This window comes from Bacillus thuringiensis, from assembly GCF_001182785.1.
Lineage (GTDB): Bacteria > Bacillota > Bacilli > Bacillales > Bacillaceae_G > Bacillus_A > Bacillus_A thuringiensis_S.
Genome location: NZ_CP012099.1, coordinates 4,385,035 through 4,406,449, shown reverse-complemented (window position 1 = coordinate 4,406,449; position 21,415 = coordinate 4,385,035). Strand labels below are relative to the sequence as shown.

Sequence of the window (21,415 nt, the reverse complement as noted above, 5' to 3'; positions counted from 1 at the left end):
TGAAATGCCTGAATTACCAGAGGTTGAAAACGTCAGACGGACACTTGAAAATCTTGTAACAGGAAAAACGATTGAAGATGTCATTGTTACTTATCCAAAAATAGTGAAACGACCAGATGATGCAGAAATCTTTAAAGAAATGCTAAAAGGCGAGAAGATTGAAAATATAAAGCGAAGAGGAAAGTTTTTGCTTCTATATGTAACAAATTATGTTATTGTTTCACATTTGCGTATGGAAGGTAAGTTTTTACTACATCAAGAGGATGAGCCGATTGATAAACATACGCACGTCCGTTTCTTATTTACAGATGGAACTGAATTACATTATAAAGATGTGAGAAAGTTTGGTACGATGCATCTCTTTAAGAAAGGTGAAGAGATGAACCAAATGCCTCTTGCTGACTTAGGTCCGGAGCCGTTTGATGCTGAATTGACACCGCAGTATTTACAAGAAAGATTGAAAAAGACAAATCGTAAAATAAAAGTTGTGCTATTGGACCAGCGTCTTTTAGTAGGGCTTGGAAATATATATGTTGATGAAGTCTTATTCCGTTCTCGAATTCATCCGGAACGAGAAGCTTCGTCTTTAACAGTAGAAGAAATTGAGCGGATTTATGAGGCTACCGTTACAACGCTAGGCGAAGCAGTAAAACGTGGCGGAAGTACAATTCGGACGTATATCAACTCACAAGGGCAAATTGGTTCGTTCCAAGAACTCCTAAATGTATACGGAAAAAAAGGAGAACCGTGTGTAACTTGCGGTACGATATTAGAAAAAACAGTTGTTGGCGGAAGAGGAACGCATTACTGCCCAATTTGTCAGCCAAGAATATAGAAAAGAGATAACATCGGATAGGCATTTGTCATATACATACAGCAGAGCTATGTATAAGGGAGGAGCTTACCGATGTACCTTTATTTATCTCTTATTTTATTAGCTTTTACATTAAGCTTAGATAGCTGTAGTGTAGGGCTAACATATGGTTTAAGAAGCGTAAGAATTCCACTAAGATCAATTATAATTATCGGAATGTGTTCAGCGGCTGTTATGCTTGTTTCAATGGGAATTGGACATATGATCGCGAAAGTATTTTCACCTGTTATCGCAACGCGTATCGGTGGGCTTGTTCTTATTGGAATAGGGATTTGGGTATTATATCAATTTTTTCGAAGTGAGAAAAAAGAAGAATCGAAGCAAGAGGAGAAGGTCTGGAAATTAGAGATTGCCTCGCTAGGGCTAGTGATTCAAATTTTACGGAAACCGACTGTTGCAGATTTTGATAAATCAGGCACCATTTCTGCAGGAGAAGCATTACTTCTTGGTATAGCTCTTTCTGTAGATTCATTTGGTGCCGGAATTGGTGCATCTTTATTAGGGTATGCACCCGCTATGATGGCGATATTAGTTGCAGTTATGAGTTCTTTGTTTTTATTTATTGGAATGAAACTTGGAACGGTTTTATCAAATATGAAGTGGTTACAAAAATTCACATTCCTGCCTGGAGTATTACTCATCATTATTGGAATTTGGAAAATGTAAGTATGGGCGTGGAACATTAGTTTCGCGCCTTTTATTATGAGGAGGATTATTATGACAGTAGTAATTGGATTAACGGGAGGCATTGCAAGCGGAAAAAGTACGGTATCAGAAATGTTTCGTGAACTGAGCATACCAGTTATTGATGCAGATATTATTGCAAGAGAAGTTGTAGAGCAAGGAAAACCAGCATATAACAAAATAGTAGAAGTGTTTGGAGCGGAAGTGATACAACAAGATGGGGAACTGGATCGTCCAAAATTGGGAAGCATCGTTTTCTATAATGAAGAAAAACGATTGCAGTTAAATAAAATTGTGCATCCTGCAGTGCGTGAGGAAATGAATAGACAAAAGGAAATGTACATAAAAGAAGGTATGCAAGCGATTGTGTTAGATATTCCTCTCTTATTTGAAAGCAAATTAACAAGTCTCGTTGACCGCATTTTAGTTGTAGCAGTTACGCCTGATACACAATTAGAACGTTTGATGAAACGAAATGGTTTTTCGGAAGAAGAAGCGACAGCTCGTATTCAATCTCAAATGCCGTTAGCAGAAAAAGTGAAAAATGCAGATGAAGTGATAAATAATGATGGCACAATTATGGGAACGAAAACACAATTGCAGGTAATTTTAAAGAAGTGGAACATTATTGACTAAAAAATTGTGAAATTAATGAAAATGCTTAGTGACATATCCCCTTTTTGTGTTATACTATTATTGGGATTGGAGATAAATAGTATAACGCATTCAAGGGGGATAACATATTATGACTCGTGTGGCAATTAATGGATTTGGACGTATTGGGAGAATGGTATTTCGTCAAGCAATAAAAGAAAGCGCATTCGAAATTGTAGCAATCAATGCAAGCTATCCATCTGAAACGTTAGCACACTTAATTAAATATGATACAGTTCATGGCAAGTTTGACGGAACAGTAGAAGCATTTGAAGATCACTTATTAGTTGATGGAAAAATGATTCGCCTTTTAAACAACCGCGATCCAAAGGAATTGCCTTGGACAGATTTAGGTGTTGAAGTTGTAATTGAAGCAACTGGTAAATTTAATTCGAAAGAAAAAGCAATTCTTCACGTTGAAGCTGGAGCGAAAAAAGTTATTTTAACAGCGCCTGGTAAAAATGAAGATGTAACAATTGTAGTTGGTGTGAACGAAGACCAATTAGATATTACAAAACATACTGTTATTTCAAATGCATCTTGTACAACAAACTGTTTAGCGCCTGTTGTTAAGGTGTTAGATGAGCAGTTCGGAATTGAAAACGGTTTAATGACGACAGTTCACGCTTATACAAATGACCAAAAAAATATTGATAACCCACATAAAGATTTAAGAAGAGCACGTGCTTGCGGACAATCAATTATTCCGACAACGACAGGTGCTGCGAAAGCGCTAGCAAAAGTTCTTCCGCATTTAAACGGAAAACTTCATGGTATGGCACTTCGTGTACCAACGCCAAACGTGTCTCTTGTTGACTTAGTAGTAGACGTAAAACGTGATGTAACAGTTGAAGCTATTAACGATGCATTCAAAACTGTTGCAAACGGTGCGTTAAAAGGTATTGTAGAATTCAGCGAAGAGCCTTTAGTATCTATCGACTTTAATACAAATACACACTCAGCTATTATTGATGGTTTATCTACAATGGTAATGGGTGATCGTAAAGTGAAAGTACTTGCTTGGTATGATAACGAGTGGGGCTACTCTCGTCGTGTTGTAGATCTTGTAACGTTAGTTGTTGAAGAGTTAGCGAAACAAGAAAATGTGCAACACATTTAAGTGAATGAGGGAGAGGGCAAGGCAATATTTGCCCTCTTTTTTTATTTTTTTCTGAAAAGGAAAAAAATTATATAAGTATATTTTAAAAAGTGGACATACCACGAAACGTTGTGATTACTGCATTTGTGAATCGTTTATTTTTTTTAGGGAAAAGTAAAGAGGAAAATATGACAGAAAATCGAAAAAACTGTTGTTGCAAAATGAAAATAAACAAAGTATACTAACACTCGTAAACTTAAGAGCTGAGGTACGTAGTCACTACTTAAAGGGTTAGGACCTCTCTGGACTAACTTTCCCCCGTGGTAGTGGAGCAAGCCAAATTGCAAATTAGTTTTCAATTCGAACAGTTAGAATAAATTTACAAGGGGGAACTGTAGAATGGATACTATGGATACGATGGGTCGTCACGTGATCGCTGAACTTTGGGATTGCGATTTCGACAAGCTTAATGACATGCCGTATATTGAACAATTATTTGTGGATGCAGCACTAAGAGCTGGTGCTGAAGTGCGTGAGGTTGCTTTCCATAAATTTGCACCACAAGGTGTAAGTGGAGTAGTAATTATCTCAGAATCACATTTAACAATTCATAGCTTTCCGGAGCACGGTTACGCAAGTATTGATGTTTATACTTGTGGGGATCGTATTGATCCAAATGTTGCTGCAGAATATATTGCAGAAGGTTTAAACGCGAAAACGCGTGAGAGCATCGAGCTTCCTCGAGGCACTGGTAGCTTCGAAATTAAGCAGAGAGAAACAAAAGCTCTTTAAAAAAGAACATAATTGATTTAAAATGTAAAGAGGTGTATAATGCACCTCTTTTTTAGTTTATAAAAAAGGGAAAATATAACGTACTTGTTAGTTGAATAAATTGGACTCTTGCAAATGAGGTAGTGCCCTATATACCATCTTATTTTTAAGTATGAGATGATAAAGTGATGCGCTGAAACTTAAAGTGGTAAGAGAGTTAGAATGAGTTATATAATATTGTATATATATTTTAGGTGAATTGAGTAGAGAAAAATAAAGAGTATAGTGTAAAGGAGTGAATGAATTGCGTTGTCCATCCTGTTCTCATAATGGTACAAGAGTGTTAGATTCGCGTCCGGTAGACGAGGGGCGCTCTATTCGAAGAAGAAGAGAGTGTGAAAGTTGTTTAAGTCGCTTTACGACCTTTGAAAGGGTAGAAGAGTCACCTCTTATCGTTGTTAAAAAAGAAGGCACAAGAGAAGAGTTTAATAAAGAAAAGATTTTACGCGGTTTAATTAAAGCGTGTGAAAAAAGACCAGTATCTTTAAGACAATTAGAAGAAGTAACACAAAGCGTGGAACGTGAACTGCGTAATTTAGGTATATCAGAAGTGAAAAGTGATATGATTGGTGAAATTGTTATGGAAGAACTTCGCGATATTGATGATGTTGCTTACGTACGCTTTGCTTCTGTATATCGTCAATTTAAAGATTTAAATGTATTTATTGAAGAATTAAAAGATATACTGCAAAAAGAAAGAGAGTAGAAGTTGTATTTTATTCTCTTTACATACCGTAAGTAATAGGATAAAAGAGCTAGAAGCGTAAGCTAATAGCTCTTTTTCACTAAGAATTTATATAATGAAGATAGAGCGAATGAAGTAGAGGATAGATTGGATGAGAGAAAGGAAAAGCAAGAATGGAAAAACAATCATGGATGGAGCTATTGCCGATTGATCGTTATAAAGTAAGTGCGAAAGGGCTACTGCATAATTACGACCGAAAAGTATTAACGATGTTGTATCAGCCGTTAATAGGTAGTAGAGCTTTTAGCTTATACATGACACTATGGGGGGAGCTAGAGCAAGATCGTGTATTTGGAAAAGAGAATACACATCATTCCCTTATGGTGACTATGCAAATGCAACTTCCTGAAATATATGAGGAACGAGTAAAGTTAGAGGCAATTGGGCTTTTGAAGGTATATATTAAGAAAGAAAAAGATATTCGAATGTTCATATATGAATTGCAACCACCTTTATCTCCGAAGCAGTTTTTTGATGATATTGTTTTAAGTATCTTTTTATACAATCGATTGAGTCGGACAAAATATAATCAAGTAAAGCAATATTTCTTAGAAGAAGAATTTGATTTTGCTTCTTATGAAAATGTTACGCGCTCTTTCAATGATGTGTTTGGTTCGTTTAATCCAGGACAGCTTGAGCATGCGCAAGAAGACCTTCGTATTCCAAAAACGACAACTATGCCAAGTAACGAGAAGGGAGACGCTCCGAAAGTTTGGAATGATTTCTTTGATTTCTCTTTATTTGTAGATGGATTGTCCGCTCTTGTTCCTAAAAAGGCGATTACAGATCAAGTAAGAGACTGCGTTATAACACTTGCTTACGTGTATGGTGTAGATGTGTTATCGATGCAAAATATCGTTCTTGGTGCGGTGACAGAGATGCAAACAATTGATATGGAAAGGCTTAGAAAAGGAGCGCGCGATTGGTATCAATTTGAAAATGGTCAAGCATTACCGGTACTAAGTGAAAGAGTACAGCCTCATGCTGCACGTACGATGAAAGAGAAAGAGCCTTCATCACAAGAGGAGATGCTAATAAAGCAGCTAGAGGAAATCTCGCCAAAACAACTATTGAAAGAGATTTCTGGTGGTGCAGAGGCAACGAAAGCGGACTTGCAAATTGTTGAAGATGTCATGATTAATCAAAAATTGACACCAGGAGTTGTGAATGTACTTATTTATTACGTTATGCTACGCTCAGATATGAAACTTGCGAAAACGTATGTTGAGAAGATTGCTGGGCATTGGGCACGTAAAAAGGTCGGCACAGTAGCGGAAGCGATGGCGTTAGCGAAAGAAGAGAATCGTCAATATCAAGAGTGGGCTGAGACGAAGAAAAAAGGCCGTACGGCGAAGAAAACGGTACGAAAAGAAATGGTGCCAGATTGGCTTAAGGAAGAAGAGCCGAAAGAACAAGAGAAAGAAACAGCGAAGAAAGATGTAAGTGTAGAAAAAGATGCAAGTACGCTAGAAGATGAACGAAAACGATTAGAAGAAGTGTTAAAAAAATATAAGCGTGATTAATAGAAGAGAATGAACGCTCTTTGAGGTGAGAAAATGGAGCATATTCAAAATTCATTTACAAAATTAATGGAAAATGAAAACTTTAAAAATAGATATGAAGTATTAAAGGCAGAAGTAATGGCGCATCCGCGTGTGAAAGAATTTATAGACGAACATAAAGGTGAAGTAACGACTTCTATGATTGAGCGCAGTCTTGTGAAGTTATATGAATATATTGGACAAAGTGTAGGTTGCGTAGATTGTCCGGATTTGGGTGCATGTAAAAATATGCTGCAAGGGTATGAGCCAAAGCTTGTTATTCAAGGGAAAATGATTGATATTCAATACGATCGCTGCGTTAGAAAAGTAGCATATGACGAGAGAAAGAAATATGAAAAACTCGTTCAAAGTGTATATATGCCAACGGATATTTTACAGGCAACTATGGAAAACTTAGACCCTTCTGATTTAAATGCACGTATCGATGCGATTGGTGCAGCGAATGAATTTTTAAGTACATATGAACCAGGAAAAAAAGCACAAGGTTTATATTTGTACGGTAAATTTGGTGTAGGGAAAACTTACCTTTTAGGAGCAATTGCGAACGAGCTTGCTCGAAAGAAAATAAGTTCGATGCTCGTATACTTCCCGGAATTTTTACGTGAAATTAAAAGTTCGATTCAAGATAATTCGATTGGCGAAAAAATTGATGCGGTTAAACGCGTACAAGTTCTAATGTTAGATGATATCGGGGCAGAAGCGATGTCGAGCTTTGTGCGTGACGATGTGCTTGGTGCAATCTTGCAATTCCGTATGTTAGAAAACTTACCGACGTTCTTTACGTCTAATTTTGATTTTAAACAACTGGAACATCATTTAACGTATACACAGCGTGGTGAGGCTGAAGAAATGAAGGCAGCACGTATTATGGAACGAATTAAATATTTAGCGAAACCAATTCCAATTGGTGGGAAAAACCGTCGTCATAAGTAAAAGAGCAAGCTGAGAAGCTTGCTCTTTTGTATTATAGTGATATTTTCTTTTCAAATATGAGATCGAAATATTCAGGTTGTCTAGAACTGCCAATCGTAGGGGCAACAATCTGTACGAACCTCCAGTCATCTCTAGCATGTTCTTGAATAATTTCTTGGTAGTCTTCAGCTAGTTTTGAGCGAGTGAGCCCCCAATGAAATTCGACTTTTACGAATTTATATTCAAACATTCAGATACCTCCCTTTAGTAATGAGTAAAGTATACAATAAAAAAATTCATAGTAGCTTGTATCATTTTTTTCTCCCTCCCTTAATATATATAAAATTAGCAAGCCATATTGAGTGGATTTTCTAACGATAGGAAATGTAATTCTACTAAGAGTGAACTTCACGCGGGACGGACTCTTATAGGATTTGTAACGTATAGATACAGTCCTTTAGAGCAGGGATAAAAGGGGGGACAAAAGTGATTGAAATTTGCTTCGAAGAAAAAAATGATGCTATGCACGTATATAGACAATTGCTGAAAAGAGCGGAAGTATTATATAAGGAAACGAGTGTGTATTTACAGGAACAAAAAGTGGTGATTCACATACCAGTACGTGAATCGAATTATATTGAAAAGATCTTATTGCCAGTAATGGTGTATTTCATTGTGAATGTGAAACAAAATGAGTGGATTTATACGATCTTAAAAGAAAAGTTTTTTTATGAAGAACAAGAAGAGTGTCATCAAATATTGCACATGGCACATGAGATTTTAAAGGGAAGAAGAAAAGGGGTAGCTCAGGATTTAACGCGTAACGCATTTGAGTCATATATTAAGTCTTCTTTAAATAATTGGCTTTGTGATCCGCTCTCATTCTCGTTTTCATCATATATCCGTTTTCGTCTTCGTACATATAGGGAAATGGTGGCTAAACTTGCGGAAGTGGCAATTGATGAGTATAAGATGGAACAAGAATACCAAATGTTTATTGAGACGCTTCGGCAACAAGTGAGTAGCCGTAAATCACGATTGTCCTGTGTGCATCTTGTTTTTGATGAAAGCTTTATCTTTTATGATGATAAAGGTAGACGTTTAAAACAGGAGAAGTTGGTCCAATATATAGATGAGGAATTATTAAAACAAAATGATGTATATATTGATACGAAAGTAATTGCGCCGCTTCTTTCTATTTCGCCAAAAAAGATTTATTTATATACGAAAGAACAAGACCATAATATGATTATTACTTTGCGAAATGTGTTTCAAGAACGGGTCCAATTACATGGATTACATGATTTTGAGCGCAATGTGAAAAATTTAAAAAATAAAGGTAACGCCCTTGATTTTCTAAGTTTTTGAGCATATAATTACCTACATAAATGAAATATATTGAAATGTCATGATGAGGACATGAGTAGTTTTCTACGATTTTCAGAGAGGGAAGCCTTAGGGTGTGAGCTTCCTATTACGGGATTATTACTTACCACCTCTAAACTTTAGCAGTGAACGATTCTTTTAGTAATTGCTAACGGACAACACCGTTATGTTGAACTTGAGCAATTAACGATTATGTTAATTGGAACAAGGGTGGAACCACGAATTCAACACTCGTCCCTTTTTACGGGATGAGTGTTTTTTATTTTGAGAAAAAGAGGAGTGACCAGTGATGGCAGATGTAGTTAAAATTACTTTCCCTGATGGAGCTGTGAAGGAGTTTCCAAAAGGCGTAACAACTGAAGAAATCGCAGCTTCTATTAGCCCAGGCTTAAAGAAAAAAGCTGTGGCTGGAAAATTAAACGATGAGATGATTGATCTTGTTACACCAATCGAAGAAGATGGAGCAGTTTCTATTATTACATTAGATTCTGAAGATGGCTTATACATTTTACGCCATTCAACAGCCCACCTATTAGCACAAGCGTTAAAACGTTTATATAAAGATGTTAAGCTTGAACTTGGTATTGGTCCAGTAATCGAAAATGGCTTCTACTACGATATTGATATGGAAGAAGCAATTACAGTTGAAGACTTCAAGAAAATCGAAAAAGAAATGCAAAAAATCGTGAACGAGAACTTAGAAATCGTTCGTCACGAAGTACCACGTGCAGAAGCACTTCGTCGCTTTGAAGAAATTGGTGATGAGTTAAAATTAGATTTAATTAACGATCTTCCAGAGGATGCAGTTATTTCAATCTATGAGCAAGGCGAATTCTTCGACCTTTGCCGTGGTGTTCACCTTCCATCTACAGGGAAAATTAAAGTGTTTAAATTATTAAGCGTTGCAGGTGCTTACTGGCGCGGCGATAGCAATAATAAAATGTTACAACGTATTTACGGTACTGCATTCGTTAAGAAAGCAGAATTAGATGAGCACTTACGTATGCTTGAAGAAGCGAAAGAGCGCGATCACCGTAAATTAGGTAAAGAATTAAAACTATTTACTAATAGCCAAAAAGTAGGACAAGGTTTACCACTTTGGTTACCAAAGGGTGCAACAATTCGTCGTATTATCGAGCGTTACATCGTTGATAAAGAAGCAAGCTTAGGCTATGATCACGTATACACTCCAGTATTAGGAAGTAGAGAGTTATATGAAACTTCTGGTCACTGGAATCACTACCGTGATGGCATGTTCCCATCAATGGAAATGGATAATGAAGAATTAGTTCTTCGTCCAATGAACTGTCCTCACCATATGATGGTTTATAAAAATGATATTCACAGCTACCGTGAATTACCAATCCGTATTGCGGAACTTGGAACAATGCACCGTTATGAAATGTCAGGTGCGTTATCTGGATTACAACGTGTACGCGGAATGACTTTAAACGATGCGCACATTTTCGTTCGTCCAGATCAAATTAAAGAAGAGTTAAAACGTGTTGTAAACTTAACGCTAGAAGTGTACAAAGATTTCGGTTTAGAGAACTACTCATTCCGTCTATCTTATCGCGACCCAGCAGATACTAAAAAGTATTATGCGGATGATGAGATGTGGGAAAAAGCACAAGGTATGTTAAAAGAAGCTATGGATGAAATGGGTCTTGATTACTATGAAGCTGAAGGTGAAGCGGCATTCTACGGTCCAAAACTTGATGTTCAAGTCCGTACTGCTCTTGGAAAAGACGAAACACTTTCAACTGTACAATTAGACTTCTTACTTCCAGAACGCTTTGAATTAACTTATGTTGGCGAAGACGGTAAGCAACATCGTCCAGTTGTAATTCACCGTGGTGTTGTATCAACTATGGAACGCTTCGTAGCCTTCTTAATTGAAGAATACAAAGGTGCATTCCCAACTTGGTTAGCTCCAGTTCAAGTACAAGTAATTCCAGTTTCTCCGCAAGTACATTTAGACTATGCGAAGAAAGTACAAGACGAATTGCGTCGTGCGGGTATCCGTGTTGAATTAGACACTCGTGAAGAGAAGATCGGTTACAAAATCCGTGAAGCACAAATGCAAAAAATTCCGTACATGCTTGTAGTAGGTGACAATGAAGTAACTGAAAACGGCGTAAACGTACGTAAATATGGTGAACAAAAATCAGAAACAATCGCATTAGATGCTTTTGTTGACATGATTAAAGTAGAAGGAAAACGATAAGAAAAAGCCGCGGTATACCGCGGCTTTTTTATGTAATATACTTGAGGAGAATTAGAAAAAATAACCATGTACCACTTATCATAAAAAAGTATTGCAAGTATGTTAGTTGTTTGTTACAATATTTCTTGTTGTTAGTAAAACACATCGCGTCTTCTTGACAGACGTCATGTCCTATGATAAACTCATCAAGGATAATAGAATATTGTTTTGTGGAACAAGTAGAAGCACCCGCTTCTCACCTGATGGACGCATTCGCAGTTAGCAGGTAAATGTATTTCTTACTTAAGATTTTACAAGTGTGGGTGTCGTATGCCCGCACTTTTTTTGTCGGGTTCTATGACTACAAAATATGTTCTGAGAAAACCTTGGAGGTGGCTTACTATTAGCAAGGATATGATGATTAACGAGCAAATTCGTGCACGTGAAGTACGTTTAGTTGGCGCAAATGGCGATCAACTTGGAATCAAGTCTCGTAATGACGCTTTAGACTTAGCTGCAAATCTTAATCTTGATTTAGTATTAGTTGCTCCAAATGCGAAACCGCCAGTATGCCGCATTATGGACTACGGTAAATTCCGCTTTGAGCAACAGAAGAAAGAAAAAGAGCAGCGCAAAAATCAAAAAGTAATTAGCATGAAAGAAGTTCGTTTAAGTCCAACAATTGATGAACACGACTTTAACACAAAACTTCGTAATGCTATCAAGTTTTTAGAGAAAGGCGACAAGGTTAAAGCGTCAATTCGCTTTAAAGGACGTGCCATTACTCATAAAGAAATCGGTCAACGTGTTTTAGATCGCTTCTCAGAAGCTTGTGCTGAAGTTAGTACAGTTGAATCTAAGCCTAAAATGGAAGGACGCAGTATGTTCTTAGTTTTAGCACCGAAAAACGATAAGTAATAGATAGAGGAGGAAATACCTATGCCTAAACAAAAAACTCATCGCGGCGCTGCAAAGCGTTTCAAAAAGACTGGATCAGGTAAACTGAAACGTTCTCACGCTTACACAAGCCATTTATTCGCTAACAAATCTACAAAAGCTAAACGTAAACTACGTAAAGCTGGTGTAGTAAGCGCTGGTGACTTCAAACGCATTCGTCAAATGCTTGACAACTTAAAATAAGTTCGGCTGATATATAGAACAATTAGGAGGTAATATTATGCCAAGAGTAAAAGGTGGTACAGTTACTCGTCAACGTCGTAAAAAAGTTATAAAATTAGCAAAAGGTTACTACGGTTCAAAAAATACATTATTCAAGGTTGCTAACCAACAGGTTATGAAATCTCTAATGTATGCATTCCGTGACCGTCGTCAAAAGAAACGTGACTTCCGTAAATTATGGATCACACGTATCAACGCAGCAGCTCGTATGAATGGTCTTTCTTACAGCCGCTTAATGCACGGTTTAAAAAATGCTGGCATCGAAGTTAACCGCAAGATGCTTGCTGACTTAGCTGTTCATGACGAAAAAGCTTTCGCTGAATTAGCAACAGTTGCAAAAAACAACATTAACTAATTAATTAGTTGAAACCTTAGAAGAATTTTCTTCTAAGGTTTTTTGTTTGTATTCAGAGAGAAGTTTGAAGTTCTAAAGACTAACGGATGTGTTGTTATCGATATGACAAAATCAACATAAAAACTATAGTGATATAGAAGAATATATATATGAAGTCAGGAGAATCCTCCTGGCTTTTTTTAATTATGCACGTTTGGAAAGAAGAGTATCTTTCCTAGCCGAAACGACACTGCTATAATGGAAAGATGATATGGAACTTTCATCAGATGAACAATTTAAGAGCGATGACTGAAACGTATTTGCAAATTAAGGACAAGCTATTTTATAAAGAGGTAGATAGCTGACTTATTCATAAGAACTGAAACATAATAATGAATTTTGAGATGAAACAACATTGTTGCGTAACATGCGATGTTGGAGGAGGACAATAGAATGGACTTACTACAACTATTTAAATTACAAAAAGAATTAGATGACCGTATTGCAAAAGAACATGACTTACAACCGAAAAAATTGTTAAAAGAAAAAATGTTAGCTCTTCTTGTAGAAATTGGAGAACTTGCAAATGAAACACGTTGTTTTAAATATTGGAGCAACAAACCAGCTTCGGAACGTGAAGTAATATTAGAAGAATACGTAGATGGTTTGCATTTTATTTTATCAATCGGAATTGATTTAGGTATTGATAAAAACTTCCTATTCTATAAATGTGCACAAACGAATAAAACACAAGTGGAAATTTTCTTAGACACATATGCGAAAGTAATTCGTTTTACAGATCAACCATCTATTACAAACTATATTGAATTATTTACGAGCTATCTTCGACTTGGACAAGCACTTGAATTTGAGCAAGAAGAGATTGAAAAAGCATATTTAGATAAAAATGAAGTTAATCATCAGCGTCAAACACAAGGATACTAATTTAATTTTTGAATATTTCAATTTAATTATTGTATAATGAATTGACTGAAGAAAAAGGAGGGTGTTGGCAATGACAAAATTAGACGCGACATTGACAATGCTAAAAGAATTAACGGATGCACGTGGTATTGCTGGTAATGAACGTGAGCCACGTGAAGTAATGAAGAAATATATTGAGCCGTTTGCGGACGAACTTTCTACTGATAATTTAGGAAGTTTAGTTGCGAAAAAAGTAGGGGAAGAAAACGGCCCAAAAATTATGGTTGCAGGTCATTTAGATGAAGTTGGCTTTATGATTACGCAAATTGATGACAAAGGTTTCCTTCGTTTCCAAACGGTTGGTGGCTGGTGGTCACAAGTTATGCTTGCACAGCGCGTGACGATTGTAACGCGTAAAGGAGATGTAACAGGTGTAATTGGTTCAAAACCACCGCACATTTTACCTCCAGAAGCACGTAAAAAGCCAGTTGAAATTAAAGACATGTTCATCGATATTGGTGCTTCTAGCCAAGAAGAAGCGATGGAGTGGGGCGTACGACCAGGAGATCAAGTTGTACCTTATTTTGAATTCCAAGTGATGAAAAATGAAAAAATGTTGCTCGCAAAAGCATGGGATAACCGAATCGGTTGTGCAATTGCAATTGACGTATTAAAACAATTAAAAGATGAAAAGCATCCAAACGTTGTATACGGCGTTGGAACTGTACAAGAAGAAGTTGGTCTTCGTGGCGCAAAAACATCCGCGAATTATATTAAACCAGATATCGCGTTCGCAGTAGATGTTGGTATCGCTGGAGATACACCGGGTGTAACGTCAAAAGAAGCGCAAAGTAAAATGGGCGATGGACCACAAATCATTTTATATGATGCTTCTGTTATTGGACATACAGGTTTACGTGATTTCGTAGTTGATGTTGCTGATGAATTACAAATCCCGTATCAATATGATTCAGTAGCCGGCGGGGGAACTGATGCGGGTGCGATTCACATTGCTGTAAACGGTATTCCTTCTATGGCAATTACAATTGCAACACGCTATATCCATTCACATGCAGCAATGTTACACCGTGATGATTATGAAAATGCAGTAAAGTTAATTGTAGAAGTTATTAAACGTCTTGATAAGGATGCTGTACATAACATTACATTTAATTAATAGAAAAAGCGAAGGAGATTTTCCTTCGCTTTTTTGTGTTTTAAAAAGGTCGCTCTAATCCCGCTGCAGTATGAGCGCCTAAAATAATTAAACGAGTTAATTGCATCGCCATAAAATGCGGGGTATATATCATTCCTCTTTTTAACCATGACATAATCATTCCGATGTGAGCCCCTGTCACATAACTAATCAAAATATCACGAGGAACCATAAGATCTTCGTCATCTGGTTGTGAAATAGACAAGCTTAATGTTAAATGCACTTGTATCGTTTTCATCATTTTATAAGAATAGTTTCCGGCAGCCTTATCCCCAAGCATAACGTTATAGAAGTTCGCGTTTTCTGCGATATGTTCGAATAAAGCCAAAAATGTAGGATGAGGTGAATCGAATGTAAGTTGAAAATCTTCTTTATTTCTATTTTTCGGTTTAATTACTTCTGCTAGCTTCTCTAACATTTCTTCAATACTTTTGTCTAATAGGTCATATTTATCATGGTAATGGCTATAAAATGTAGCACGATTTACTGGAGCGCGTTCTGCGATATGTTGCACAGTTACATTTTCAAAGCCTTTTTCGCCTACTAAAGCGACAAAAGCATCCTGAATGAGTTGTCTCGTTCGCTTTACACGTGGATCATTTGTATTTTTAATAGACATTTTACTTCTCCTCGTTTAATTTTCTATACTTAAACAACATATTGGTATTATATTGTTGTTTAAGCAACATTTCATACGTAAATTGTCGGTTGTAGATTCAAAATAATTATTTATAATTATAAACGATAGTCCTTCAGAAATCAGCACCGCTCGCAGGTAGATAAGTTTCGATTTACGCTGCAGATGGTGTGATTTTTTTGTTAAAAGGTTAATATAATTAACAATTAAACAATCTAAACAATAAGGACATAAATAGTTTAGAAAAAAATTATATGCGATATAAGGAGAGGAATGCAATGAATCAGTTTCGAAGAATGGTAATTATCAACATTATCACATTAATTGTACTAGTTGGCGGCGGTATTGGCGGTTATTACTATTACAACCAAACGGAAAATTACTTGAAAACAGACAATGCAAAGATTGATGGAAAGGTAATTCCGGTTGCTTCGCCAGTAGCAGGTAAACTAACTGACTGGAAAGCTGAAGTAGGAAAAAATTATAATGAGAACGATAAATTAGGTGCTGTTACTGTAGCGGCAGCTAATGGAGAACAAACAGTAGATGTAACAATTCCACAAAATGCAACGGTTGTACAATCAAACGCAACAACAAATGCTTTCGTTGGAGCTGGTAGCCCGATTGCTTACGCATTCGATATGAACAATTTATGGGTAACAGCAAACATTGAAGAAACAGTGATTGATGATGTTCAAAAAGGTCAAACAGTAGATGTATATGTAGATGCATACCCAGATACAACGTTAACAGGGAAAGTAGAACAAGTTGGATTAACAACAGCAAATACATTCTCAATGTTACCATCAAGTAATGCAACAGCGAACTATACGAAAGTAAAGCAAGTTGTACCAGTTAAAATTTCTTTAGATCATAGTAAATCAGTAAATATTGTTCCTGGAATGAATGTGTCAGTTCGTATTCATAAGTAAGGGGGAGATGAGATGTCCTCAATTACAATTGTAGGATATGCACTATTTTGTATAATCGTCTTCTTCCTTGTAAATCGTCTTTTACGAAAGAAAAAAACGAACGTGGGAGAAGAACAAGTCCCAGCCGTAAGTAAAATAGAAGTAAGTAAGCTAGAAGCAGAAGAAAAAGAAAATGAACAAAAGCAAGAAGTAGAAATTTCTAATGTAGTTGAATTAGAAACAGGCAAGCAAGAAGAAGTAAAACAAGAAAAAGAAATGCCGAAAAAACAAACGTCTATGCCTATAGAGAATGTGAATGTAAAAGCAGTTGTAACAGTATTAATTCTCGGCATGTTCGTTTCTATTTTAAACCAAACAATCATTAACGTTGCATTGCCTCCGTTAATGAATGAATTTAACGTATCAACTTCAACGGCGCAATGGTTAATTACAGGATTTATGCTTGTAAATGGTATTTTAGTACCGATTAGTGCCTTTTTAGTTTCACGATTTACGTATCGTAAATTATTTGTAGCAGCAATGTTATTCTTCACTGTAGGGTCTATCATTTGTGCTATATCAGGAAACTTTACAATGATGATGACAGGTCGTATTATTCAAGCGGTCGGTGCAGGTATTTTAATGCCAGTTGGTATGAACATCTTTATGACGTTATTCCCGCCTCATAAGCGCGGAGCAGCGATGGGATTACTAGGTGTTGCAATGATTTTAGCGCCAGCTATTGGACCAACTGTAACAGGCTGGGTTATTGAAAACTATAGCTGGAATTTAATGTTCTATGCGATGTTTATTATCGGTTTAATTATTACGTTCCTATCTTTAAAATTCTTTACACTCGCTCAACCAGTGTCTAAAACGAAATTAGATGTATTTGGTGTAATTAGTTCAAGTATTGGACTAGGTAGCTTACTGTACGGATTTAGTGAGGCTGGAAATAATAGTTGGACTAGTGCAGAAGTTGTTATTTCACTTATCATTGGTGTAATTGGTTTAGCATTATTTATTTGGAGAGAGTTAACAACGGACAATAAAATGCTTGATTTACAAGTGTTTAAATACCCAGTATTTACTTTTACTTTAGTAATTAATGCAATCGTTACGATGGCATTATTCGGAGGTATGTTATTACTTCCAGTATATCTGCAAAATATTCGCGGCTTTACGCCAATTGAATCAGGTTTACTACTTCTTCCAGGATCATTAATTATGGGGATCATGGGACCAGTAGCGGGTAAATTATTCGATAAATATGGCATTCGTCCATTAGCGATAATTGGATTGGCAATTACGACCTATGCGACATATGAATTTACAAAATTATCGATGGATACACCGTATAGTGTTATTATGACGGATTATATTATACGTTCAATTGGTATGTCATTCATTATGATGCCAATTATGACAGCTGGTATGAACGCGCTACCGATGAAATTAATTTCTCACGGTACAGCAACGCAAAATACGTCAAGACAAGTAGCTGGTTCAATCGGAACAGCGATTTTAATCACACTTATGACGCAACAAACAACTGCTCACGTAGCAGATTACGGCAACATGTTAACAACTTCAAACCCAATATTAGTTGATAAAGTACACGGCATGGGTCAAAGCTTAGCTGCTTTAGCTGGATCAGCTCAAGCAGGAGATGCGATGAGCACACAACTATTATATGGACAAATTTCAAAGCTATCTGCAATTAACGGTATTAACGATGCCTTCTTAATTGCAACGATACTAGCAGGTATTGCTTGGGTGTTATCGTTCTTCTTACAATCAGGCAATAAACCAAATAGAAAAGCAGGGAATTAATTTCCCTGCTTTTTGTTTTCCTATAAAAGGATTCAATTAGATGTAGAATGAATCACCTGCAGACATGAGTTCCCAGAAAATAACCCCCAGTAGTCCCGCAATAAAAATAATAAATCCTATGTTGCGTATACTTTTAATTTTTGCTTGTAATCCACTTACTCCTGCCGATAATCCAGTTAAAGAAAACAATATCCAATATAAAGTAGTTGAAATAGGGAGGATTGTCTCGCTATTCACCCCCATGCTCCAAAAAACAAAAGGTAGCGTTACAAAGGAAAAGCTAAGTACCCCCATTAAACCAATAAATAATTTCCGATGTTTAATACTAGTAATAATTAAAAAAATACCACCGAAAAATCCGCATAAAACAAGAAGGGGCATATAAACAATCCAAAGGAAGCTAAACATATATAATCTCCTTTTATGTAATAAGCTATATTTTACTACGTAAGGTTTATTTTGGATATTATTAATGGATATATATAAATTGAAGGAAATGGGTAATAACGATATGGATTATCAAAAACGCTAACCGCAGAAGAGTTTGAAGTTATGAGAAAAGAGTAAAAAGAGGTATCGCGATGATACCTCTTTTCAACTCAAGAATGCCAACATGTTATTCATAATATGAAATAACATAGCTGGAATAATGGACTTTGTTTTTTTACATAAAATGGCCATTAATAATCCCATAAAGAAAGTAATTACCATTACCCCAAGTGAGTATGTATGAGCGATACCGAAGAAGAAACTTGTTACGATGGCTGCAATCCAAAATGGAAAGCGTTCTGAGAAGAAGCGAAGTATAAAACCACGGAAAATAAGTTCTTCAAAAATGGGTGTGAGTATTGCAAAGCTGAGAAGTAATAATATTTGATATTGCTTAAAGACGTCTAAGCTTAGTGCGGAAGATTGCTGCTTTGTTGCGTCTTGGAACACATAATTTAACAAGATGTAATTGAGTATGATGTTGATAACGAAGAAAAGAAGTAAGTATACGTATGTGCGCCATTCTTTCAGTGTTTTAAAGTTAAAAGATTTTAGTAGTAATTTTTTTGCGGGTTCGAATTTAAAAATGAAGAATAACAATACAGCTAGTTGTAATACGGTACTTGCAGTATTTGCAATAGATTCATATAGGGCAACTTGTTTTTTATCTGTAAGACCTGCTGTATAAATTGTTAATGGCATTGCGAGGAACACAGTAATAAGTCCGGTTCCGAAAAAAGCGAATAAAACGGAGCTAATAAATTGTCCCCATGACATAGAGTATTTCTGTTCATTAGAAAGCTGTGTAGCGGGTTGCATTTGTAAAATCACCTCTTTTATATTTATATATTTAATTATAAAGTAATTTGTTTTTGAATGTAACATTTAAATATTACATATAAAGTGAAACTTTAATCATTGGGGAGGTTCATCCCCCACTGATTATCAGCCCTCACCAATCGGGCTTTTACGGGCAGTTGATTCCCCACCTAACTTCCTCGTCTTTGCTGAATTTCGAGGTGGGGGTCTTACTGCCCGTTAATGCGGGATAAAGGTTTATTTTCCATAAAATAATAAAAGAGGTATCACCCTGTAGTGATGCCTCTTTCTCATTGATAACTATGTTCTGCCTTGTTATTCAATTTGGCTTGCTCTATTTGCAATTCACGCTCTACCAATCGATCTAATTGCTGAATAGCTTTAAGTGCTTTTTCATAAGAAATCGTTCTATAATGATGAGCTCCGCCTGGTTCTTCATCTGCTTCGTCTGCCCATTTAATAATGCTTTGAAGAGATGTTCTTTCAATTTCTTGTTCCACTAAGAAAGAATCTGTATGCAGAAGGATTGCGATAGAAATTTCTTTTGCTAGTTTTGGATGCTCTCCCAATCTAATAAGCAATTTATGTGCTCTTTCTGCGCCTTTAATTGCATGGATATCATTCTTTTTATATAAGTCATAGTCCCATTCGCCGCCTGTGTACCACGTATGATGTCCGATATCATGAAGGAAACCGGCCTTTGTCGCAGCATCGACTGAGGCGTGATGCTTTTTGGCTAGGTGAAACGCATGGTAAGCGACAGCGATCGCGTGGACCATTCCAGAACGGTTTACGTATTTTTGTGTAATGTGATGTTTAAAAACTTGTTCAAGCGTAATACGGTGCATAAAACATTCACTCCTTTTATCTAATGATGTATACGAAGAAAAATCGATCGGTTTAAATGTATTTTGAACATTGTACTCCATCATAGTTCGTTAGTAAAGTAGAAATGTTTAGGAGAAGAAAAATTTTTCCGTAAAAAAAATCACCTTTGCTTATGCGAAGGTGATTTTCAAATTGCTTATTTTTTTAATCCTTGCTCTAGTGTTTCTAACATTTCGTGCTTTTCATTTTCATCAGCGTTTTTCCAAATAACTTCAAATAAAACGCCAAGACCTGGAAGCATTTTTTCTTCACCGCTTTGAATTGCATCGACAATTGTTTCTTGTAATTGATCTTGTGAATTACCAGATACATTCGCTAATACGGCACCGCGTAAATTAAAACTCATTGCTTTCACCTCTTCTTCAGAATTGAAACTGACGTTAGTTTTTGTTCTTTTTTATGTAAATATGTATGAAAAATAGGCTATAATGATAAGACAAGAAGAGAGGGAAATACATATTATGAAAAACATTGATTCAGTACAAAATCCGCGTGTAAAGCAGTGGAAAAAGCTGCAAACGAAAAAAGAACGCGATAAAAAAGGTTTATTTTTTGTAGAAGGATTCCACTTAGTCGAGGAAGCTTTGAAGGCAGGAATTGTAACAGAACTTATCGTTTCAGATCAGACAGACCTTCCGAAAGATTGGACAGTTAATGATGTGGAAATGTATATCGTACCTGAGGCGATTGTAAAAGTACTTCGTGAAACAGAAACGACACAAGGTGTATTTGCTGTTTGTGAGAAGCATGAGAAAAAAGTAGCTCTTACTGATGGGAAATTCCTTTTATTAGATGGCCTGCAAGACCCAGGTAATTTAGGAACAATTATTCGTACAGCTGATGCAGCTGGTATTCACGCCGTTGTGCTTGGAGAAGGTTGTGTTGATGTTTACAATAGTAAAGTACTCCGCTCTACACAAGGTTCTATTTTCCACTTACCAATTGTAAAAGGGGACTTAGAAGAATGGGTAGACAAGTTAAAAGAAAATAACGTTCCTGTATATGGAACAGCTCTTGAAAATGGAGTTCCGTATGGTGAAGTAACTCCGGCCGGAAGTTTTGCATTAATTGTTGGAAATGAAGGAAATGGCGTACGCCAAGAAATTCTTGCAAAAACGGATCAAAACTTGTATATTCCGATTTACGGTGGGGCAGAATCATTAAATGTTGCGGTTGCAGCAGGGATTTTAACGTATTATTTGCAAAGCCCAGTTGCGAACAAATAAAAAACT

24 protein-coding genes and 2 other annotated features are annotated in these 21,415 nt (G+C 36.4%); of the genes, 18 read left to right on the top strand and 6 right to left on the bottom strand.

Annotation, left to right across the window (positions count from 1 at the left end; all coding sequences use genetic code 11):
- Positions 1–4: 4 nt before the first annotated feature.
- The 8 genes from mutM (at position 5) to dnaI (ending at position 7,382) form a co-directional block, all read left to right on the top strand.
- Positions 5–835, top strand: a complete 831-nt coding sequence (gene mutM / locus AC241_RS22710) for a DNA-formamidopyrimidine glycosylase (protein ID WP_016080104.1) — start codon at positions 5–7, stop codon at positions 833–835.
- 72 nt (positions 836–907) lie between these two features.
- Complete coding sequence (gene ytaF, locus AC241_RS22705; protein WP_029443390.1) at positions 908–1,540, top strand: sporulation membrane protein YtaF; 633 nt, start codon at positions 908–910, stop codon at positions 1,538–1,540.
- A 51-nt stretch (positions 1,541–1,591) separates the two neighbouring features.
- Positions 1,592–2,194 carry a dephospho-CoA kinase gene (coaE, locus tag AC241_RS22700; RefSeq protein WP_029443389.1) on the top strand — a complete coding sequence of 201 codons (603 nt, stop codon included), beginning with the start codon at positions 1,592–1,594 and terminating at the stop codon, positions 2,192–2,194.
- Between the two features lie 109 nt (positions 2,195–2,303).
- The gene (locus AC241_RS22695) at positions 2,304–3,332 is read left to right on the top strand and encodes a glyceraldehyde-3-phosphate dehydrogenase (RefSeq protein WP_000198974.1); all 1,029 of its coding nucleotides are present in this window, start codon (positions 2,304–2,306) and stop codon (positions 3,330–3,332) included.
- Positions 3,333–3,719: 387 nt separating this feature from the next.
- Complete coding sequence (gene speD, locus AC241_RS22690) at positions 3,720–4,103, top strand: adenosylmethionine decarboxylase (protein ID WP_002003660.1); 384 nt, start codon at positions 3,720–3,722, stop codon at positions 4,101–4,103.
- 283 nt (positions 4,104–4,386) lie between these two features.
- Positions 4,387–4,848 (top strand): transcriptional regulator NrdR, encoded by a 462-nt coding sequence (gene nrdR / locus AC241_RS22685; RefSeq protein ID WP_001203687.1) that lies wholly within the window; start codon positions 4,387–4,389, stop codon positions 4,846–4,848.
- A gap of 152 nt (positions 4,849–5,000) precedes the next feature.
- A complete protein-coding gene (locus AC241_RS22680) occupies positions 5,001–6,410 on the top strand; it encodes a replication initiation and membrane attachment family protein (protein ID WP_050844572.1) in 1,410 nt (469 codons plus the stop codon).
- A gap of 33 nt (positions 6,411–6,443) precedes the next feature.
- Entirely contained in the window at positions 6,444–7,382 is a 939-nt protein-coding gene (gene dnaI, locus AC241_RS22675; protein WP_000400120.1) for a primosomal protein DnaI, read from the top strand.
- A gap of 31 nt (positions 7,383–7,413) precedes the next feature.
- On the opposite strand, the gene AC241_RS22670 is transcribed toward dnaI, so the two are convergent.
- Positions 7,414–7,611 (bottom strand): DUF4177 domain-containing protein, encoded by a 198-nt coding sequence (locus AC241_RS22670; RefSeq protein WP_050844571.1) that lies wholly within the window; start codon positions 7,609–7,611, stop codon positions 7,414–7,416.
- Between the two features lie 236 nt (positions 7,612–7,847).
- Between AC241_RS22670 and ytxC the strand changes: the two genes are divergently transcribed.
- The 7 genes from ytxC (at position 7,848) to AC241_RS22635 (ending at position 14,567) form a co-directional block, all read left to right on the top strand.
- Positions 7,848–8,729, top strand: coding sequence for a putative sporulation protein YtxC (gene ytxC, locus AC241_RS22665; protein ID WP_016080107.1), 882 nt, complete (start codon positions 7,848–7,850; stop codon positions 8,727–8,729).
- A 31-nt stretch (positions 8,730–8,760) separates the two neighbouring features.
- Positions 8,761–8,989: a binding site (T-box leader), on the top strand.
- A 47-nt stretch (positions 8,990–9,036) separates the two neighbouring features.
- Entirely contained in the window at positions 9,037–10,974 is a 1,938-nt protein-coding gene (thrS, locus tag AC241_RS22660; RefSeq protein ID WP_000786077.1) for a threonine--tRNA ligase, read from the top strand.
- A gap of 210 nt (positions 10,975–11,184) precedes the next feature.
- Positions 11,185–11,305, top strand: a sequence feature (ribosomal protein L20 leader region).
- Between the two features lie 62 nt (positions 11,306–11,367).
- On the top strand, positions 11,368–11,871 hold the full coding sequence (gene infC, locus AC241_RS22655; protein ID WP_000973215.1) for a translation initiation factor IF-3: 504 nt from the start codon (positions 11,368–11,370) through the stop codon (positions 11,869–11,871).
- A gap of 21 nt (positions 11,872–11,892) precedes the next feature.
- On the top strand, positions 11,893–12,093 hold the full coding sequence (rpmI, locus tag AC241_RS22650; RefSeq protein ID WP_001125945.1) for a 50S ribosomal protein L35: 201 nt from the start codon (positions 11,893–11,895) through the stop codon (positions 12,091–12,093).
- Positions 12,094–12,130: 37 nt separating this feature from the next.
- A complete protein-coding gene (rplT, locus tag AC241_RS22645; RefSeq protein WP_001138362.1) occupies positions 12,131–12,487 on the top strand; it encodes a 50S ribosomal protein L20 in 357 nt (118 codons plus the stop codon).
- A 432-nt stretch (positions 12,488–12,919) separates the two neighbouring features.
- Positions 12,920–13,411, top strand: coding sequence for a dUTP diphosphatase (locus tag AC241_RS22640; protein ID WP_000365050.1), 492 nt, complete (start codon positions 12,920–12,922; stop codon positions 13,409–13,411).
- A 70-nt stretch (positions 13,412–13,481) separates the two neighbouring features.
- Positions 13,482–14,567, top strand: coding sequence for a M42 family metallopeptidase (locus AC241_RS22635; protein ID WP_000163554.1), 1,086 nt, complete (start codon positions 13,482–13,484; stop codon positions 14,565–14,567).
- A 40-nt stretch (positions 14,568–14,607) separates the two neighbouring features.
- Here AC241_RS22635 and AC241_RS22630 read toward each other — a convergent pair whose 3' ends face one another.
- Positions 14,608–15,225, bottom strand: a complete 618-nt coding sequence (locus AC241_RS22630) for a TetR/AcrR family transcriptional regulator (protein ID WP_050844570.1) — start codon at positions 15,223–15,225, stop codon at positions 14,608–14,610.
- 296 nt (positions 15,226–15,521) lie between these two features.
- Here AC241_RS22630 and AC241_RS22625 point away from each other — a divergent pair, with 296 nt between their 5' ends.
- Together AC241_RS22625 and AC241_RS22620 are read left to right on the top strand one after the other, a co-directional pair.
- Positions 15,522–16,175 carry an HlyD family secretion protein gene (locus AC241_RS22625; protein ID WP_016080108.1) on the top strand — a complete coding sequence of 218 codons (654 nt, stop codon included), beginning with the start codon at positions 15,522–15,524 and terminating at the stop codon, positions 16,173–16,175.
- A gap of 12 nt (positions 16,176–16,187) precedes the next feature.
- Positions 16,188–17,987 carry a DHA2 family efflux MFS transporter permease subunit gene (locus AC241_RS22620; protein WP_016080109.1) on the top strand — a complete coding sequence of 600 codons (1,800 nt, stop codon included), beginning with the start codon at positions 16,188–16,190 and terminating at the stop codon, positions 17,985–17,987.
- A gap of 36 nt (positions 17,988–18,023) precedes the next feature.
- Here the strand turns inward: AC241_RS22620 and AC241_RS22615 are convergent, their stop codons facing one another.
- The 4 genes from AC241_RS22615 to sspI all read right to left on the bottom strand — a co-directional run bounded on the left by AC241_RS22615 (position 18,024) and on the right by sspI (position 20,529).
- The gene (locus AC241_RS22615; RefSeq protein ID WP_016080110.1) at positions 18,024–18,395 is read right to left on the bottom strand and encodes a hypothetical protein; all 372 of its coding nucleotides are present in this window, start codon (positions 18,393–18,395) and stop codon (positions 18,024–18,026) included.
- A 186-nt stretch (positions 18,396–18,581) separates the two neighbouring features.
- Positions 18,582–19,295 (bottom strand): CPBP family intramembrane glutamic endopeptidase, encoded by a 714-nt coding sequence (locus AC241_RS22610; RefSeq protein WP_029443387.1) that lies wholly within the window; start codon positions 19,293–19,295, stop codon positions 18,582–18,584.
- 290 nt (positions 19,296–19,585) lie between these two features.
- Positions 19,586–20,143 carry an HD domain-containing protein gene (locus AC241_RS22605; RefSeq protein ID WP_000554805.1) on the bottom strand — a complete coding sequence of 186 codons (558 nt, stop codon included), beginning with the start codon at positions 20,141–20,143 and terminating at the stop codon, positions 19,586–19,588.
- Positions 20,144–20,319: 176 nt separating this feature from the next.
- The gene (gene sspI / locus AC241_RS22600; RefSeq protein WP_000009509.1) at positions 20,320–20,529 is read right to left on the bottom strand and encodes a small acid-soluble spore protein SspI; all 210 of its coding nucleotides are present in this window, start codon (positions 20,527–20,529) and stop codon (positions 20,320–20,322) included.
- Between the two features lie 82 nt (positions 20,530–20,611).
- On the opposite strand from sspI, the gene AC241_RS22595 reads away from it, so the two are divergent.
- Positions 20,612–21,409 (top strand): TrmH family RNA methyltransferase, encoded by a 798-nt coding sequence (locus tag AC241_RS22595; protein WP_050844569.1) that lies wholly within the window; start codon positions 20,612–20,614, stop codon positions 21,407–21,409.
- Positions 21,410–21,415 lie beyond the last annotated feature (6 nt).